A 19,026-nucleotide genomic window follows, 5' to 3' on the forward strand; every position below is an offset into this window, starting at 1 on the left:
AATGAAATTTATTTATACATATCTGGTTTTTCTTTTTATGGGTATCAATCTTTCGGCACAATCTTCAATTAAAATCAGCGGATTTATTATGAACGATGAAAGAGTACCGATAGAAGCTGTTACAGTTTCGGTTGTAGGGGTTAATAAAGTAACCCGAAGCGACCGGAACGGATACTTTGAACTCATGCTATCAACATCCGGGACTATAACAATCCATATTGATGCTTTAGGCTATTTCCCTATGTCAACACAATTAAGCGTGGATAATAATATGCACCGGGATTTTATTCTTAAAAAGAATGATATAGAACTGAATGAGGTCACAGTAAGCGCTGATAGCAGGAAAAACTTTCAAATGAAATCATCTCTGAATATCGTTAAGGCCGATAAATCATATATTGAAGATAATTTCTCGGGAAGTCTGATGCAAAGTTTAGAGAAAATACCGGGTGTCAGAGCAATGACTATCGGTTCGGGGCAATCAAAACCGGCTATCAGAGGATTTGGCTTTAACAGGATGATGGTTACCGAAAATGGGATCAAACACGAAGGACAGCAATGGGGTGAGGATCACGGATTGGAAATAGACCAGTTTTCGGTCGATGATATTGAAATTCTAAAAGGCCCGGGTTCGTTATTGTATGGTGGCGACGCCATAGGTGGAGTAATAAGTTTACGTAATAATTATATTCCTTCAACCAAAACCGAAGGGAATATAAATTTCTACGGAAGAAGCAATAATGAATCGCTTGGTTTTTCCGGTCTGATAGCCGGACGAAACAATAAGTTTTATTATAAAGTTAATGCCACCTATGTAGATTATGGTGATTATAAAGTCCCTACTGATAGTATACAGTACTATTCTTATTATATAAAGCTCAAAGATAGACGATTACGGAATACAGCCGGGAGAGATCAAAATGCAGGAGTTACACTGGGATACATAAATGAGAAATTTCGCAGTAACTTTCTGATATCGGATGTATATTCAAAGAGCGGCTTCTTTGCCGATGCGCATGGCCTGGAGGTACACATGTCCGGTATTGATTACGACAAATCCTCTAGGGATATTGATTTACCCTACCATTCGGTTAATCACTTCAAGGTAATCAACAACTCCCATTTACAGCTGGGAACACTGCATCTTGAAGGTAATTTTGCTTATCAGAACAATCTGAGAAAAGAATTGTCAGAGCCTGTATCACACGGATATATGCCTATCCCGTCCGATGCGTTGGAGCGTAAGTTTAATAAAAATACATATACATCCAATATCTTATTTAAACTGCCAATAAAGAATAAGCACAGTTTACAAGGTGGAATTAATTCGGAATATCAGCATAACTCAAGAGATGGATGGGGGTTTATTATTCCTGATTTTCGAACAACCAATATAGGAGTTTTTCTCTATGATCGTTATTCCTTATCAGAAAGCTTAATTATTAATTCCGGAATACGGATAGACAGGACGAAGATTCATACAGACAGTTATCACGACTGGTATCAAACACCTGTGGAAAATGGAGACTGGGTATATAAGGAACGGGCTGCCAACCTGAAAAGGAGTTTCAATAGCTTCACCTGGTCGGTAGGCATTAATTACAATAAAGATAATTGGATGCTTAAAGCCAATGCAGGTAAAAGTTTCCGCGCTCCTACTCCAAAAGAGCTGGGGTCTGATGGGGTGAACTATCACATATTCCGCTACGAAAAAGGGGATAAGAACCTGAATCCGGAAGAATCTTATCAGATAGATATGGGTATCAATTGGAAAAATGATGTCTTGGATATCCGGTTGGAGCCTTACTTGAATTATTTTCCCAACTATATTTATTTGAATCCGACATCGGGATATTATGAAGGTTTACAGATGTATTACTATACACAGGCAAAAATAATAAGATATGGATTTGAGACCAGTCTGGAATACAAACTAAATCATCAGATCACATTGGGAATAGAAGGCGAGTACTTATATGCCGAACAACTTTCAGGCGATAAGAAAGGATATACGCTTCCCTTCTCTCCTCCATGGTCTTCCAATTTTATTGTTGCTTATCATCCTCAAAATAAGATATTCGGAACAGATGGAAATATCCGGCTGGAATATAATATTGTAGGTTCTCAAAACAGAATAGTACCTCCTGAAAACAAAACAAAAGGATACCAGACGATAAATCTGTCGTTGGGGCGTAGCTGGCAGATAAACCGAAACCAAATAAAATTACGTCTGCAGGGGCAAAATCTATTGAATAGGAGGTATTACGACCATACAAGTTATTATCGGCTGATAGATGTTCCGGAACCGGGACGAAATATATCAATTATGATCGGATATAATTTTTAAATGAATACACTTAATATTTTTATTTTCTAACCGGGCATATACAGCCTACTTAATTAATGTATTATGAAACAAAAATTTTTATGGGGAGCAATCCTTCTTTTAAACATGTCCTTACTAGTTTTTTCGTCTTGTAGTAGTGATGACGATGATGACAATCCAGCTAAGCCAACAGTTCAGATATTGGAATTAGGTTCCGGCCACGATTCACCTAATGACCAAACGGCCTATATAGGAACAGATGCGCATATTGAAGCTACAATCCTGGCTGAAGGCCTGATAAAAGAAATTGAAGTGGAAATACATCAGATTGATGGTACGTATGAGTTTGGAAAAGTGTATACTGATTCCAAGTATGTGGGGAATAAAAATGCAACATTCCATGAACATCTGGACATTCCGGCGGATGCTCCGGCAGGAAAATACCATTTACACTTAGTTGTAGTGGATCAATTTGGACAAACAGCTACGGCTGAATCTGAATTAACTCTCAAAGAAGCAGAAGTGTCTATTTCTATTGACGGGCTTATTTTCGGATCTGGTCATGATTTTCCGGATGACAAAACCGGATATATCGGTACTGCTCCGGTGATAGAGGCTGCATCTATTAAAGCGGAAAAAGGGATTGACAGGATATTTGTAGAAATTCACAGCGAAGGTGGAACTGCTGCTTTTGAATTGGATACGACTTATACCTATGCAGGTGAAACTGAACTAAAAGATTTCCATAAGCACTTACTTATACCTGATAATACTCCTGCCGGGGATTACCACCTTCACTTCCAAGTATATGATAAAAGCGGAAAGTCTCTTGAAAAATCGATGGATATAGAAGTTAAAGAAACAGGGATTGCTATATCCGGCTTAGAAATAGGAAGCAATAATTCAGCCGTAGCATCTAACATTCATACCGAGTTTAAAGTGAATGCAACACATCCGTTAAAATCTATTCGCGTGCGTGTCTATAAAGCAGAAACTCCAACAACTTATGTACTCAATGAAACGTATGTTGATGAATTTGCAACAGGTGATGTAAAAGAATATACTTTTCATAAACACTTGAAGGCAACCGGAGCTGCTGTTGGAGAGTATATAATTGAAATAAGGATAAATGATGCTAAAGGTGCCAATAAAACTATAAAAGATAAACTTACTATTACAGGAGAATAATTTTGAATAAAAACTATTCGCTTAAAAAAACAGAATGAATAAAAAGATTATACTATTCAGCCTTTTTTGTCTTCTTGCTATGGCTTGTAGTAATGATGATGAAGACAGCCGGGATATGGAGAAACCTTCCATAGATATGGGCTTCAAGAATGCTTATCCACAAAATTGTGTGATTTTGTACCGGGGGGAAAGCTTCCCTTTCAGGGCAGTATTCACAGATAATGAGGAATTGGGAAATTACAATATCGAAATTCATAATAATTTCGATCATCATTCCCATAGTACGGATGATGTAGAGTGTGATTTGGAACCAAAGAAAACTCCAGTAAAAGCATTTGTCTATAATCAGGATTTCTCGATTCCTTTAGGAAAAAATATCTTTGAAGCCGATAATGAAATTTTTATACCAGAGGATGTGGATACTGGAGATTATCATTTTATGGTTCGGCTGACAGATAAAGCCGGATGGCAACAATTAAAAGCAATAAGTTTAAAAATAAAAGACAGAAATTAAACCTTTATTTTATAATTCAGACTTCAGTATTAGAATTAATATAACAATTCATATATAGCTATTTATAAGAGTTGTAAATAGCTATATATGACTAATAAACCGAATGCTTAATATTCCTATTTCTTATATTCATTGATACCTAATTATCGTTATTTTAACAGGAATTATCACAAATAATGGGGATTTAATTTAGTTTCTGTAACTTCTACCTTTGTAAGGTACTAATCATATATAAATTATGAGAAAATTAGTTCCCTCCATCAGTGATAATATAGCTGATACACTTTTCATCACTGTCTATATGAGAGCTTTAGACGCCCAACAGAAAAATCCTGTTTTGGGAGACAGTAAGAGTTTAGAATTGATGAACATGGTAGATTATCCATTTGAAAAATATTCGGGAATCAAAACAATGAGTCGTCTGGGAACCTGCGTCCGTCTGAAATATATTGACAACGAGTTGGAAAAGTTTATTTCTACTCATAAAAACACAATTGTTGTAAATATCGGTTGTGGCTTAGATGATAGATATAACCGGATAAAGAATGCATCTGAAGCAGTTTTTTATGAATTGGATATTCCTGAATCCATTCAATTACGGCAACAGTTAATCCCTGTACGAAAGAATCAATCTTTAATATCTGGGTCTGCTTTTGAAATAGATTGGCTGGATAAATTGAAAGAAAAACACTCAGATAATCACTTTATTTTTATAGCAGAAGGTGTGTTTATGTACTTCCCGGAAGAAATGGTTAGAAATTTGCTAACAGCTATATCAAAACGCTTTCCGGGAGCATCCATTATTTTCGACGGATTATCCGGGTATCTTAGCCGGCATTCGGATAAGCATGATACCCTGCGAAAGTCAAAAGCAATTTTTGCCTGGGGATTTGATAACAACCAGATATTTAAAGAATGGCATCCTAATTTAAAATTAGATAAGGTATTTTATATTATGCATGGTATGCGACCATATAATTTTATGGTTCGCTTGCTAAGTTATATTCCCGTTTTTGGAAAAGGATCTAAAATTGTCTCGTTGAGTGTTACTTCTGACCAGAAAAAAAATTGAAGTTGAAATAGTTTTTTATAAAGAATAGAATATCATGATTGTATTTCCGGAGAGAAAATATCTATTTGAATTATCATTCATGGATAAATAGGAACAGTTAGTGAAACTCTTATATTTATGTATGTCTCTGAATAATATTTCTAAGTATTAATTGAAAAATTAAAGTGAACGCTGTATAAAAAGAAGAATCTAAACATGTAACCTGAACTCGCATTATTGAATTTAAAGATAAAGAGAAGATTCACAAATTATAAAGACATTATTCCTGTTTATATTTCTATGGCCAGGTAATATTGACAAACTCATATACGAATTAAATAAGCATTTTGATTAGTATTTTTCATTGCTTTTTTCTCTCATTCTCTAAAAAATAAAAGGAAATGCTGAAAGCATTTCCTTTTATCTACTAAAATTGTCAGATGTAGATTGGGTATAATTTATTCGGCAGCAGTTTCTACATATTCCTTACCTTCGTCATCCAAAATAACAACTTTAATGCTTTCATCTGATTTTGAAGATAAAGTTACTTTAGTAAGTTTCTTATCTGCATTGTAGGCCAGAGCTGTGACATTATATGATTCTGTGTACCCTTGAATAGCAGCTTGTACTTTCTCGTTCAAATCTTCTAACTTCACGTCCACATATCCGTCATCATTTGCTTGACTAACAGCAACGACTGCATTATTCTCAACTGATAAACTTTGTACATTTGCAAAAGCTGATGTTCCAAAAACTATCGCAATGGCTAACATCATTAATTTCATTGTTTTCATGTCTCCAAATTTTTAAATTACTATTAATAAGTATAAATGTGTAAACTTCCGTTACATTATACAATTTGCAATAGGTATGCCAAAAAGACCATAAATATTCTTTGTTTTTGTAATGCTCCGTAAATCAGTGCGATATGTGAATGTTGTTAATCAGATAGCAGAAATGAAACTGTGGAACTGTGGAAAATTTCCACAATTTAGACTGTGGAAAACTAAATAGAATTATTATTTGTTCGTTTTATATATGTATAATAGAAATAAATAATAAAAGGATGTCAGAAACTCCCGAAAAAAATATAAGATTCAAAGCTATATTGATATATGTAATTGTTGCTTTTATTTGTGGCGGAATGCTTATTTATATATATAAACTAAGAGATGACATTGATGATCAAAAGAGAAGTATTTCACAGTACTATAAAGAGCTATCATTAGTCAACGAACTGATTGATTCTGTAAATGCATCGCAATCGGAAGTAAATATGTATGTGTCTACAAAGCAAATAAGGCATTATAAATCCTTCAATGAAAGCCTGAATATCGTCGAACAGCTAATGGATTCTCTTAGTCATATAAATCCATTACACAACGATAAATTACAACAAATTAATCACCTTTTGGTAAAAAAAGGGGTAATTGTTTCAAATTTGAATAAACAATTTAATAATAAAAATCCCATAGAATCAATAAATGAAATATTAAAAGAAATCGATCCTGTTATCAAAAAAGATACTGTCTTGGTCACTACAACGGTACAGGATACTATAATTTATTCGGGGCCCCAAAAAGGCTTCTGGAGGAAACTGGGGGAATTGTTTTCTTCTTCAAAAGGGGCCGATACTGTGACTTCAATTACTACAGCCAGGTTGGATACATTGACTGTGCCGAAAAACGATACACTCCATGTAGTTACAGAGGTTACAGAAATAGCAGAACAAGCCAAAGACGACTATGTAAAAAGAATTATATCTATCGAAAAAAATCTAAGCAGCCTAATTGTAGCAGATCAGGAAATTTCTTCTGAAATCACTACATTACTAATTGGCTTGTATAACCAAACTGTTCAGGCGAGACTTGATGAAATTCAGAAAAGCGAACAACTGATACGTAATAATAATACTTATTCTATAATAAGTAGTATCGTTTCTCTTATCTTGATTTTTATATTTATATCACTCATAATAAGTGATGTAAATAAGAGTTATAGACTGCGAAAGAATGTAGAACGGGCAAACCTGAGGATTAAGCAAATTATGGATAGTCGTCATAAATTGTTACTATCTATTTCTCATGATATTAAAACGCCTCTTAATTCTATACTAGGAACGTTAGAATTAAAAGAAACAAGCAATGGGTTTCTACATGATGAAGTGCGCACGATGAAAGATTCGGGAGAATATATCCTTGCTTTGCTAGGTAACCTATTGGAATTTTCGAGTATTGAACAAGGTACTTCGAATATATCGAATCGTATCTTTAATCTACATGCCCTATGTCAGCAGACAGTTGAAATGTTTATTCCTCTTGCAAACAAGAAGAATCTTACATTGGCCTATTCGTTTGACTTCGATAAAAATTTGATATTGTCGTCCGATTCTTTAAAAATTAAACAAATACTAATAAATATATTATCTAATTCAATTAAATATACATTAGAGGGTTTCATTCAGTTTAATGTAAAATATTCTGATTCCGGATTATATTGTACTATAGAGGATACAGGCGTAGGTATTCCTGAAAATCAAATCAAAAATATATTTCAGCCATTTAGCCGGGTTGATCAAAATTCACATTTGTCGGAAGGTTCAGGATTTGGAATGTATGTCGTAAAAGGTTTGGTCGATTTATTTCAGGGAAATATAAAAGTTACTTCGGAAGAAGGGAAGGGAACCAGAACTGAAATATCTATTCCGGTAAGTGAAGTTTCTATAAATGAAACTTTTATTCCTAAGAGAATATTAATAGTAGACGATGATATATCTTATTTGATAATTATTCGCAATATGTTATCAGACTTAGGGCATATACCTTCTATGTGTGGTAATATAGCAGATTTTGAAAATATAATAACAGAAATCAATCAATATGATGAGATATTGACGGATATGGAAATGGAGAATTTTAATGGAATTGATGTTTTAAACAGGATAAAATATAGTGGAATAAATATACCGGTTACAGTCGTTACGGCCCGGGAAGATATTAATAATGATGATTTTATAAGAATGGGATTTAAAGCCTATATTAAGAAACCGATTTCAACCTGTGACTTAAAGTTACTGTTCGGAGGACAAATAAAAGATGAAAGAGTAGCAGGCTTTAGTTCGCTTAATAAAATGCTGGAAGAAGATTCCGATGCATTGCATGAGGTTCTAACATCTTTTGTCGATTCTACAACAGAAAATATCGGCAAACTTAAACAGGCCGTACTCAATAGTGATTATAACATGGCTCAGTTTATTAGCCATAAAATGCAGCCGATGTTTATACAGGTCGGAGCAGTTGAGAAGTTAGATATATTGAAGAAACTGGACGCACACCGTTTAGATGGAATGTCAATGTATCCCGGATGGGAGGATGATGTACTTGAACTTATTGAATATGCGGAACAGATAATAACTGAAACTGAAAATTATTTGAAATCTCATTAAATATCCATACCATATTGATGCATTTTATTATAAAGAGTTTTTCTATCTATATTGAGTAGGTTTGCTGCTTTTGTTTTATTTCCTTTCGTTATTTTCAGGGCTTTTAGAATTTGTTCCCGTTCATCTGCCGGCAGTAAGGTTTGTTCTGGTTGTATAGGGATTTGAATAAATTCAGGTAAGAGGTCAGGGGTAATTTCCGTTCCTTTTGCAAACAATACAGTTCTTCGTATAACATTTCTTAATTCACGTAGATTACCTGGCCAGCGATATTGTTTTAGTATGGACATACTATCTTCCGAGAATCGCTCTACATTTCGTTCCAATTCTTTGTTGGCATCAGTTAAAAAACTATTTGCAAAAAGAACGATATCCTCTTTTCGCTCGCGTAAAGGGGGAACTATTAAAGTAAACTCATTTAATCGATGATATAAATCTTCACGAAAACGCCCTTCCGAGATCGCTGTTTCTAAATTTTCATTAGTTGCGACTATCATCCTTACATCGACTTTAATGTCGCTGGCAGAGCCTACCGGACGTATTTTTCGTTCCTGTATGGCTCTTAACAGCTGAACTTGTACTTCGTAAGACAAGTTTCCCACTTCGTCAAGGAAAACTGTTCCTCCTCCTGCTTGTTCAAATACACCTTTCTTATCCGCAATAGCAGAGGTGAATGATCCTTTCAGATGGCCGAATAGTTCGCTTGGCGCCAATTCTTTTGACAAGCTACCACAATCTACAGCCACAAACGGAGCTTGTTTTCTTTGGCTGTTGTCATGTATCATCCGTGCAGTATATTCCTTTCCCGTTCCGCTTTCTCCTATTATAAGTACAGACAGGTGTGTCGGTGCAACTAGTTTTATATGCTCGTACATTTGTTTGGATAAAGTACTGTTGCCATAAACGATATTTGTTGCAGGAGGATTCTCTTTTGGTATTTTAATTGGAGTATAATTTAGAGCTTCATCTATTTTTGATCTTAGAATGTCCGGATTTATAGGCTTTTCCATATAATCGAAAGCTCCCAGTTTAATTGCTGCGACAGCACTCTGAACCTCCCCGTAGCTGGTCATGACAATTACAGGAGTGTTTATTTTCCTCTCTCTGATCCATGTCAACAACATTATTCCATCTCCGTCAGGAAGTCTCAGGTCGGTGATAATTAACTTGAAATCAGCCTTTAATAGATTCTTTTTAGCTTCAACCAAAGTAGATTTAACGAATGCATCAAATCCATTTTTGTTAAACCATTTCTTAAGGACGATTCCGAATGTATTGTCATCTTCAATAATTAAAACCTTGGAAGCCATTGTTCATTATGAATTAGAGGAAAGTTTTTTCAAAATTATTTGTTTTTATTTTCAGACGAAAGGGTTTTATTCTTAATTAACACTAATAAATAAGATATGGTTAGGCTAATTGATTTTAGTAATGATTAATAAAAACAGAATATGAGTAAAAGATATTACCTACACATTCGTTATTTTTCAAAAAAGTGATAATTAATCTATTTAAGATAATAATATTCAAAATACTATTTTTATAAGATGTTAATAAAATATAATTAATGCCGCAAAAATATATATACTGTAACATATGTGACATGTTTTTAATTTTATTTTTATAATAGATTGTTTTATAGTTATATATAAGTAATCATAAATCATTATTTTTTTATTAAAAAACCCTAACTTCTAGGTATTGTGACTCACTTATGCATCGAATACCTTTGCAAAACATTAAATTATATTAATCAATAAACATATGAAAAATATTAAAGTTGTACTGCTTGTTCTATGCAGTATATTATTTTTGAATTCTTGCAGTAGTGATGATGATAATGATAATAATCCGGTAATACCGACCGAAAGTATAAAGTTGGAAGGAAAATGGATTATTAAAGAAATAAACTTCAAATCGAATGTCAAAGCGTGGAAAAGCGAGACATTCTCTGATGTGATGGATGTTTTTGGCTGGGCTCCTTATATGTTCGAAAGTGCTTCGGGTGTTGAGTTTACGAACGAGGATTACACAGATTCTCAGACACAGAAATCGGGAAAAGTATTTAAGTTAATAACCGGCAGCTCGTATGGAGGCTCAGGAAAGGTATATTGGATATGGAACCAGAGTGAAGACGGAAAAGCGTTTGAAGTCGTTCAGTTTAATAGCCAGATGCCTCCCTATGACTTTTCAATGTCCAAAACTTCTTCTTTAGAAGAAACTACTCTGGATGGCAAACGTGTGCTTATCTTCACAACAACATTGGTAAGTATCGATCAGGATAGAATGGATGAATCTTCAAACCCAATGACTCGTCCTAAAGTGGCAGCAACAGCAACATTCACGTTAGTGGAGACCAGCGGGGAAATAGATACGGAAGTATCTCCCAATCTGAAATTGAATGGTGCAGCGTTTAAACTGCCGGAACAAATTGATCCTACTGTGGTAACAAAAGCAAATCTGGCAGGCACTGCATGGATGCTGAAAATAGGATCGAAAATATATGATCCGGGATTTGCTACCCAGAATCCGGTATTGGAATTTGCTAAACTTATCACTCTCTATTTCGAAGATGAGAGTGTACTTAAATTCAGATATTCATTTCCAATGGGTATTGTGAGTACCAAAGAAACGACTTGGCAATATGATAATACAACATACATTATAAGTTATGCAAAAGGAGAAGGAGCAATGGAAAGCTCTGTAATGAAATTTGTATGGAAAGCTTCATATCAGATAACTGACGATGTGAAATCACTCGTACTGGAATTACAAGAAGTGATAAATAATGCCGGGCAGGAAGCTGAAACCAAACTTGATCTAAGTACAGTAAGCGCTGATATTCTGAAAAGAGAATTTACTTCTGTATCTGCTGACGATGTAAGCGATAATAGTACTACTGTAAAAAAGGACAATTATACGGTTTTCACTAAATAATGTAGATAGTATCTAAATCAGAGTAGGGAAGGAGTAAACGGAGAAACTCCTTCTTTTACTTTATTTATTTAAACGAGATGAAATATATACTAATCTGTATATTAATAATATCGCTTTGCCCATACCAATCTTATTCTCAAAATAAAAAGCATAGTATTTCCGGGCATGTATACGTTGACAATACAGTTCGGGAAAATATAGAAGTAATAATTGAAGAATTGGATACTCGGGCTTTTACTGATGCTAAGGGCAGGTATACAATCAACAATTTACCGTCAGGGACCTATGTTCTGTACGCGCTACATCAGGATGGATATGTTGAAGTAAAGTCTGTCGACCTCAAAGCATCTACTGATACTTTGGATTTCCATATAAAAACTTCGGCCATAGAGCTCAAAGAAGTAACTATAAGTGCCAGCAGAAAGATTGATGAACTCAGATTGAATCCCATCAAGGCAGAAGTGATCGATGTAACTCACTTTCACGAAAAGGCTACAAATATTCAAAATTTGCTGAATGCAAGTCCGGGCGTGCGTTTGCGTAATACGGGGGCATTAGGAGCTAGCAATGAGGTTATAATAAACGGGTTTAGCGGCAGATCTATCAAACTGATGCGGGACGGTATTCCCTTGGATTATCTCGGTTCAAGTTTCGGTATAACCAAAATTCCGGTCAATTCTGTCGAACGTATGGAGGTTTATAAAGGTGTATTACCGACAGAAATAGGGATAGATGCTTTAGGGGGAGCTATAAATCTGGTAAGCCGTAAGTTATACGATTCAGAGATTCAAGTGTCATTCGAAAGAGGGTCTTTCAATACGAACATAGCGACTATTAACGGATTCCGGCGGTTGAACAGAAATATATCAGTAGGTTTGTATGCCTTCGGAAATTATTCCGATAACGATTACAAGGTAAAAAATCTGCCTTATTATGAAGAAGAAACAGGACGTAATACATACATAGAAGCCCGTTTATTCCATAATAAGTTTAAGCAATATTTTGTAGAAGGATATGTAAACTTCGACAATCTGTCGTGGGCAGACCTTTTGCAATTCAGAGTGACCAGCTTTGCCCTGCATCAGGACATGCAGAATGATTTTACCACCCGTGACAGGGCTTTTGGTGCAGTCTATCGTACCGAAAAAGCGATTGCCATACCTTCCGTTACTTACCGGAAATCTTTTATAGACAGCAGGTTGAATACAACACACTTTCTTGTTTATAGTAAGATAGACAATCTGTTTGTAGATACACTGAAGAATACATATTATGACTGGAAAGGAGTAGCGCACTCTTCTACTTCTGCTTCAGAGATAGGGAGTGTTTATACATCTGCTCCGGGGAAAAACGGGCTTGAGTCCGATTATCAGAATATGATATATCGTGGATTATTGTCTTACCATATCACCCCGTCCCATATACTTACCGCTAATGTAGTTGATAACTATTTCATCAACAAGAAAGATGATGAGGTCAATCCTTTAGAAAAAAAACGCATTACGTATAATCGTCTGATTGTAGGGGTAGGGTATAATGCCGGATTGTTTGACAACAAGTTGAATACGATTGTACAAATGAAGTCCCTGTTCTATCAGACTAAAGGCAAAGAATCGGTATATAGCTCGTCCGAATTGGTAAATGAAGACAGATCCATCTCTAAACAAGGGCTTAGTTTCTCTCTGGCAGTAAAGTATAATATACTGAATAACCTTCTGATACGCGCGTCATATGAAAATACCTACCGGTTACCCGACCAGATGGAAATCTTCGGGGATAATACTTTTATCATTTCCAATCTCGATTTATCACCTGAGAAAAGTAATAATTTCAATCTGGGACTGAAGCTGCATAAGCCGGCAAAATACAATTTTGAGATAAATACTTATTTCAGGAATACAACAGACCTGATAAAGCTCAAGGAAATCAATCAATATCAGGGGTTGTTCCTCAATCTGGAGAAAGTAAAAGGGTATGGGATTGAACTCGACGGATACTATACCTTCTTCGATAAGCTCAGACTGACGGGGAATCTTACTTATAATGAATTCAGATACAATGGCTCGCTCGACGAAAATGCAAATGATGTGCATTTTAAAGATGCCCGTATCAGCAATACGCCTTTCTATTATGGAAATCTGGGTGTAGAATATACTATCAATAATGTATTGGGTAAGAATAATATACTTCGTACCTATTGGAATTATTCATATGTACATCAATATTATCTGGATTATATAGAGAAACAGTACGAGCCTGATGGTTTCTTAGGCCTTTTTGGCAAATCGAAAATTTCTACAGACCGTGTTATTCCTCAACAACAGCTTCACACAGCAGGCACTTCTTTCGATATGAAGACATATAAGGAAAGCCGGTTGACATTAGGATTTGAGGTGCGTAATATTTTTGATAAAGACATCTATAATAACTTCAAAATGCAGAATCCCGGACGCAGTTTCTGGGCTAAAGCGGTTTATCTCTTCAAATAGATTCGATTATGAAGACTTTAAAATACTTCTGTTTTATAATTCTCAGTTCTTTTTTTATACAATCGTGCGAAGTTGAGAATCTTGAAAATGACAATACACCCCGTCTGGACTTCACCTCTAATAATTATGTGCTGGCTGTAGAGGAGGCGTCCAACTCGGATATAACACGATTCTTCACATTTGAAATGAATCAGGTAAAGAATAATATTGAGCCATACGAATTATTATCGGAAGAATCTTTGTTTACAAATTCAGATCCGTCTACCTCAGCCGGACATCAATCTATCGGAAAATATTTCTTTGCTATGGCAAAGGATAAAAAGGGAATGTCGTCCACCCCCGGTATATATCGCTTAAGCCTTAATATGAGTAATCGGGTATTTATAAACGAGAGTCTCAACCTGAGAAAAAATAACTTGTTCCCGTCCCGTAAACTATGTATTGTTGACCGTAACCTCGGGTTTTATTATAACGAAGGCTTGTCTCCGCAGAGCATATACATGTTCAATCCGTACACAATGAATACTACCGGGTCAATTGATCTGAAGGAAGCGATAATGAACTTCCGTCCCGATGCTAAATGGCTCGACGAAAGCGGTAATAATATGGTGCGTACGGGTTCATTGGTATTAGATGAAAAAGAAGGAAAGTTATATGTAAGCGTAGTATTTCTGGAAACAGTGGGATTTAATATTATAGCGGATAGTGAAACGAATTTTTATTTGGCTGTAATAGATATCGAAACAAAAAAAGTAGAGAAAATCATCAGTTATCCCAATACCCGTACAGTCGGCTTCTTTGTTTCGGAAAACAATCCTACAACTAAGACCGAATCGGGTGATATGTATCTCTGTTCGTGGGGATGGAACCAATTTGGTACGCCTACCGAATCTAAAATATTCAGGATAGAAAGAGGGGAAACGGATTTTGACAAAACGTGGGAATTTAACGTAGATAAATATTTTGGAAAGGGACGTATTGCTCAGTCTATTATCAGCTATAACAATAAAATATACCTGCATATATCCACGATTAAATATACTTTTTCAGATAGCGATTCGGAAGGGAGTAAGATAGAGATGGAGTATTATGAACTAAATCCCCGGGATATGTCTATCCGCAAGTTAGATATTCCGGCATCTGACCCGTCTGCACGAATGAACGTATTCAGTATTGTAGATGATAAACTTTATATCTGTGTGCCCAACAGCAATACGGAAAATATCAACGGGATATATTCAATAAACAGGGATGGCGCAATAGTAAAGGAAATGCTTTTGCAAAATAAGTATAGACCGGTCAGGTTGTATAAATTGACCAATTAAAAAATAATAACAAACAGTAGAAAATGAGAAAATGGCATAAATGGGCAGGACTCGTTCTTTCATTCTTCTTTATCATATTCGCCCTGTCGGGCATATTCCTCAATCATAGAGAAGGGATTTCCAGTATTGATATTCCAAGATCATATTTGCCTGCCGGCTATAAGTATGATAACTGGAATAATGGGGCTTTAAAGGGTTCTTTCAGGTTATCACAAGATTCTGTTTTGCTTTATGGAGGAGTAGGGTTACTAATCACAGACTCTCTCGCTTCAGATATTTCTTACTATGAAGAGGGTTTAAAAGCAGGAGCAGACAACCGTATTGTGGGAAATATTGTGCGGACAAACAACGGTGATGTTTTCTCTGCAACTACTTTTGATCTATATAAACTGGACAAACCGAATAATAAATGGAGTCTTCTTTCACAAGAGCTGGATACTGATGAACGCATATCTGACATTCAGGCTCAGGGCGACTCTCTTATTATCCTTACCCGTTCCTACGCCTTTGTTTCTTTATATCCCTATCAACAATTCCATAAAATAGAGCTTAAAGCTCCTGAAGGTTATAAAAAGGAAACTTCCCTTTTCAGGTTTATGTGGACATTGCACAGTGGTGAGCTATTCGGAATGCCGGGAAGGTTATTTGTTGATATGCTAGGGATTGTTTCCATTATCTTATGTGTTACAGGCATCATATTCACCTTTTTTCCTAAAATAATAAAAAGAAGAAAGGCCCGGAAGAAAGATGGTAAACCATATACTACGGTCTGGAAAAAATCGATAAAGATTCACAACAAACTAGGAGTTACATTGCTTGCATTTTTATTGGTTCTTGTCCTTTCGGGGACTTTTCTGCGTCCTCCGTTACTGATAGCCATTATTCGTGCCAAAATTTCTACTTTGCCCGGTACAATTCTAAATGACGATAATCCTTGGTTCGATAAATTAAGATGTATTCGTTACGATAAATCGGAGAAATCATGGATACTATATTCTTCTGAAGGCTTTTACCATCTGGATAATTTTGAATCTACCCCTAAGAGAATACAATCGCCGCCTCCAGTGAGTGTTATGGGGGTCACGGTTTTTGAACAAGATGAATCCGGCCGGTGGTTGACGGGATCTTTCAGCGGGGTATATTACTGGGACAGGAAAACAGGGAAAAGTATTGATGCGTATACTCTGAGACCAGCCATTATGCAGCGTGGAGGTCCACCTGTTGTAACCAATGCAGTATCCGGGTATTCGGCAGATATCAACAATATGGTCACTATTTTCGATTACAACTTGGGCGCAAGGGGATTAAGACAGGACGATAACTTTGCTCCAATGCCCGGCCATATTAAGGATAATGGAAGAATGTCTTTATGGCATTTGTGCCTTGAAACCCATGTAGGCAGGATATATTCTCCTGTTATCGGTATATTTTCTGATTTCTTTATTTTCCTCTCAGGATCGCTCATTATCTCAATACTAATATCCGGATATTTTGTTTACCGAAAACGATATAAGAAAAAAGCCAATAAAACGGGCAAATAATTAATCATCGCAATGAAGTCAAAGAAGAAATATGTATTAATCGCCTTATTTGCCCTGTCAGTTATTAAAGAATGACTTTAATAAAAGAAAATTCTTTCAAACTTTTTATTTTTTGAAAAGGAGAATTAAAAAAAGAATTTATATGATAAAACTTCAACCTTGTCGTTGAAAGCTATGTAAAGTCTGGAATAATTCCGTTTCTTGTTATAATTATTTATTTCTGTTTAGTGCTATCTTTTTTCTTTGAAGTTATCAGTATCACACCATTTTTTCCTTCAGTACCATATATGGAAATGGCGGTCTTGTCTTTAAGTACCTCGATACTTTCTATATCGTCAGGGTTTATATTCTCTAAGGTTTTTATTTTTACACCATCGAGATAAATTACAGGTTCATTTGATTTCCAACGTTTTATTATTTTAGTTGGAACTCCATTCAAATCTGTATTCAGAGAGTCCCTCTTCATAAATGTCATTCCTTTTCCTGTTTTTAGCTCAAACTTATTGCTTCCTTGTTCCGGATTATTCTTTACATATTCCTTTGTTTTGATATGAATAACCCCGTGTTTAGTGCCTTCTCCATGCATCTCTACTGCGAGAGCATCTTTAAGTACGGAAACAGATTCTACGTCAGCAGGATTTATAGTTTCCATTTTTACCTTATCCGATTTTTTACCATCAATAAAAACTATAGGGTCTGCATCTCCTGCGGTCATAGTATATACCCCTTTGATCTCTATTTTTGTATTGCTTTTATCTGAACTAATGGAGTCTTTTTTCTTCTTTATAATTATCTTTTTGGTTTTAATCAGAGAATCGGTAGAAACATTGCCCGTTGACCCATATCCGACTACGACAATAGAGTCGTCCGGAACAACCTGTATATCCGGCTGGCCGAATACATAACGGGGTTCTGACGAGGCCCACAAAAACAATCCGAAGATAGGAATAATGGCTAAAACCATAGCTCTCCTCCATGGCGAACTCTTCGCCTTTTTTATCATAGATAAACGATTTAACGGTTTGGAATAATTGAATGAATTGGAAAAAGAGAACACAGGTCCCTGAAATTTCTGATTAATTAATACTGCTTGATAAAGCGCCGGGGAAACTCCAGAATCTATCACGGCCTTATCCGCCAGAAACTCATGATTTTCTTTCAATAGTTTTACATATACCCATGCCAGTGGATTGAACCATTGCAATACGAGCATGCATTCGCTGCATAAAAGGTCTACCCAATGTTTTTGGCTAACATGGGTTATTTCGTGCCTGAGAATCAAATCTTTTTCTATCTGGCTCAGATTGCTTGTATTCATTAATATATAATTCAATACCGTGAATGGAGAGTTTATGTTATTGTTCTCTACAAGTTTAAAACCTTTGTTATTATATTTCACTCCGCTTTTTACCAGTTTCCGGAGTTTTGTATAAGCATACATATTCCGGCCTGTCAGTACTAATGTACCAACCAGATACAGACTTGATAACACAATCCAGATATTGATGCCGGCGGTAGGTGTTACAGGCACAGTTTCTGAAGCTGTTTCTATATTTTGGACTACAGAGACCGGGATAATCACCTCATAAGTATACTTAATAGCAGGAATAACCAATGATGCTACAAAGCCGGAGAGCAGAAATATCCTATTGAAACGAAAGAATGTGGTCGGGCGCAAAAATAAGGAGTATATAACGAGAAATATACCCAGACAAATACCTGTTTTAGCTATGTAAATAATGAACGTTTCCATGGCTATTTAGTTTTATTGGTTTCTTCTTCGAGTGCTTTACGCGTTTCATCCAGCATTTCATCCATCTGTTCAATAGAGAGGTTAGTTTCTTTTGCAAAAAATGAAACCATAGAAGAGAATGACCCGTTGAAATAGTCTTTTACAAATCCGAATAATTGTTTCTTGGAATAATTCTCTTTCGAGATAAGGGCTTTATATACATTAACACGTCCTTCGCTACGGTGCGATACGAAATCTTTGCCCTCCAGGATGGTTAATACTGTAGCTATTGTTGTTCTGGCAGGTTTATTTCCGGTAAATCCTTTCAATATATCCTGTACTGTGCCTTCTTCCATAGTCCACAGTATCTGCATTATTTGTTCTTCGGCTTTCGTAAGTTGCATACTATATTTATTGGTCATTATGCAAATGTATGTCTATTCTTTTAGACAGCAAATTTTTTAAGACTATTTTTTTAGAC

13 protein-coding genes are annotated in these 19,026 nt (G+C 35.6%); 9 read left to right on the top strand and 4 right to left on the bottom strand.

The features are described from left to right. Position 1: 1 nt before the first annotated feature. The 4 genes from B3317_RS17240 (at position 2) to B3317_RS17255 (ending at position 5,100) form a co-directional block, all read left to right on the top strand. Positions 2-2,347: a TonB-dependent receptor gene (locus B3317_RS17240; protein WP_291114078.1), complete on the top strand. Its 2,346-nt coding sequence runs from the start codon at positions 2-4 to the stop codon at positions 2,345-2,347. Between the two features lie 105 nt (positions 2,348-2,452). Next, positions 2,453-3,514, top strand: a complete 1,062-nt coding sequence (locus B3317_RS17245; RefSeq protein ID WP_291114081.1) for a DUF4625 domain-containing protein — start codon at positions 2,453-2,455, stop codon at positions 3,512-3,514. 34 nt (positions 3,515-3,548) lie between these two features. Continuing rightward, complete coding sequence (locus tag B3317_RS17250; RefSeq protein WP_291114084.1) at positions 3,549-4,028, top strand: DUF4625 domain-containing protein; 480 nt, start codon at positions 3,549-3,551, stop codon at positions 4,026-4,028. 238 nt (positions 4,029-4,266) lie between these two features. Next, positions 4,267-5,100: a class I SAM-dependent methyltransferase gene (locus tag B3317_RS17255; RefSeq protein ID WP_291114087.1), complete on the top strand. Its 834-nt coding sequence runs from the start codon at positions 4,267-4,269 to the stop codon at positions 5,098-5,100. A gap of 437 nt (positions 5,101-5,537) precedes the next feature. On the opposite strand, the gene B3317_RS17260 is transcribed toward B3317_RS17255, so the two are convergent. Then, positions 5,538-5,873 (bottom strand): hypothetical protein, encoded by a 336-nt coding sequence (locus B3317_RS17260; protein WP_291114089.1) that lies wholly within the window; start codon positions 5,871-5,873, stop codon positions 5,538-5,540. 272 nt (positions 5,874-6,145) lie between these two features. On the opposite strand from B3317_RS17260, the gene B3317_RS17265 reads away from it, so the two are divergent. Continuing rightward, entirely contained in the window at positions 6,146-8,524 is a 2,379-nt protein-coding gene (locus B3317_RS17265) for a hybrid sensor histidine kinase/response regulator (protein ID WP_291114091.1), read from the top strand. Here the strand turns inward: B3317_RS17265 and B3317_RS17270 are convergent. Continuing rightward, positions 8,521-9,831: a sigma-54-dependent transcriptional regulator gene (locus tag B3317_RS17270; RefSeq protein ID WP_291114094.1), complete on the bottom strand. Its 1,311-nt coding sequence runs from the start codon at positions 9,829-9,831 to the stop codon at positions 8,521-8,523. The genes B3317_RS17265 and B3317_RS17270 overlap by 4 nt on opposite strands. A gap of 454 nt (positions 9,832-10,285) precedes the next feature. Between B3317_RS17270 and B3317_RS17275 the strand changes: the two genes are divergently transcribed. The 4 genes from B3317_RS17275 to B3317_RS17290 all read left to right on the top strand — a co-directional run bounded on the left by B3317_RS17275 (position 10,286) and on the right by B3317_RS17290 (position 16,813). Then, positions 10,286-11,458: a hypothetical protein gene (locus B3317_RS17275; protein ID WP_291114097.1), complete on the top strand. Its 1,173-nt coding sequence runs from the start codon at positions 10,286-10,288 to the stop codon at positions 11,456-11,458. Between the two features lie 77 nt (positions 11,459-11,535). Beyond that, entirely contained in the window at positions 11,536-13,947 is a 2,412-nt protein-coding gene (locus tag B3317_RS17280; protein WP_291114100.1) for a TonB-dependent receptor, read from the top strand. A gap of 8 nt (positions 13,948-13,955) precedes the next feature. Then, a complete protein-coding gene (locus B3317_RS17285; protein ID WP_291114103.1) occupies positions 13,956-15,272 on the top strand; it encodes a hypothetical protein in 1,317 nt (438 codons plus the stop codon). Positions 15,273-15,295: 23 nt separating this feature from the next. Next, a complete protein-coding gene (locus B3317_RS17290; RefSeq protein WP_291114106.1) occupies positions 15,296-16,813 on the top strand; it encodes a PepSY-associated TM helix domain-containing protein in 1,518 nt (505 codons plus the stop codon). A gap of 214 nt (positions 16,814-17,027) precedes the next feature. Here B3317_RS17290 and B3317_RS17295 read toward each other — a convergent pair whose 3' ends face one another. Together B3317_RS17295 and B3317_RS17300 are read right to left on the bottom strand one after the other, a co-directional pair. Then, positions 17,028-18,566 (bottom strand): M56 family metallopeptidase, encoded by a 1,539-nt coding sequence (locus B3317_RS17295; RefSeq protein ID WP_291114109.1) that lies wholly within the window; start codon positions 18,564-18,566, stop codon positions 17,028-17,030. A gap of 2 nt (positions 18,567-18,568) precedes the next feature. Beyond that, a complete protein-coding gene (locus tag B3317_RS17300; protein WP_291114112.1) occupies positions 18,569-18,949 on the bottom strand; it encodes a BlaI/MecI/CopY family transcriptional regulator in 381 nt (126 codons plus the stop codon). Between the last annotated feature and the right edge of the window lie 77 nt (positions 18,950-19,026).

Source organism: Dysgonomonas sp. UBA7710 (assembly GCF_002482385.1).
Lineage (GTDB): Bacteria > Bacteroidota > Bacteroidia > Bacteroidales > Dysgonomonadaceae > Dysgonomonas.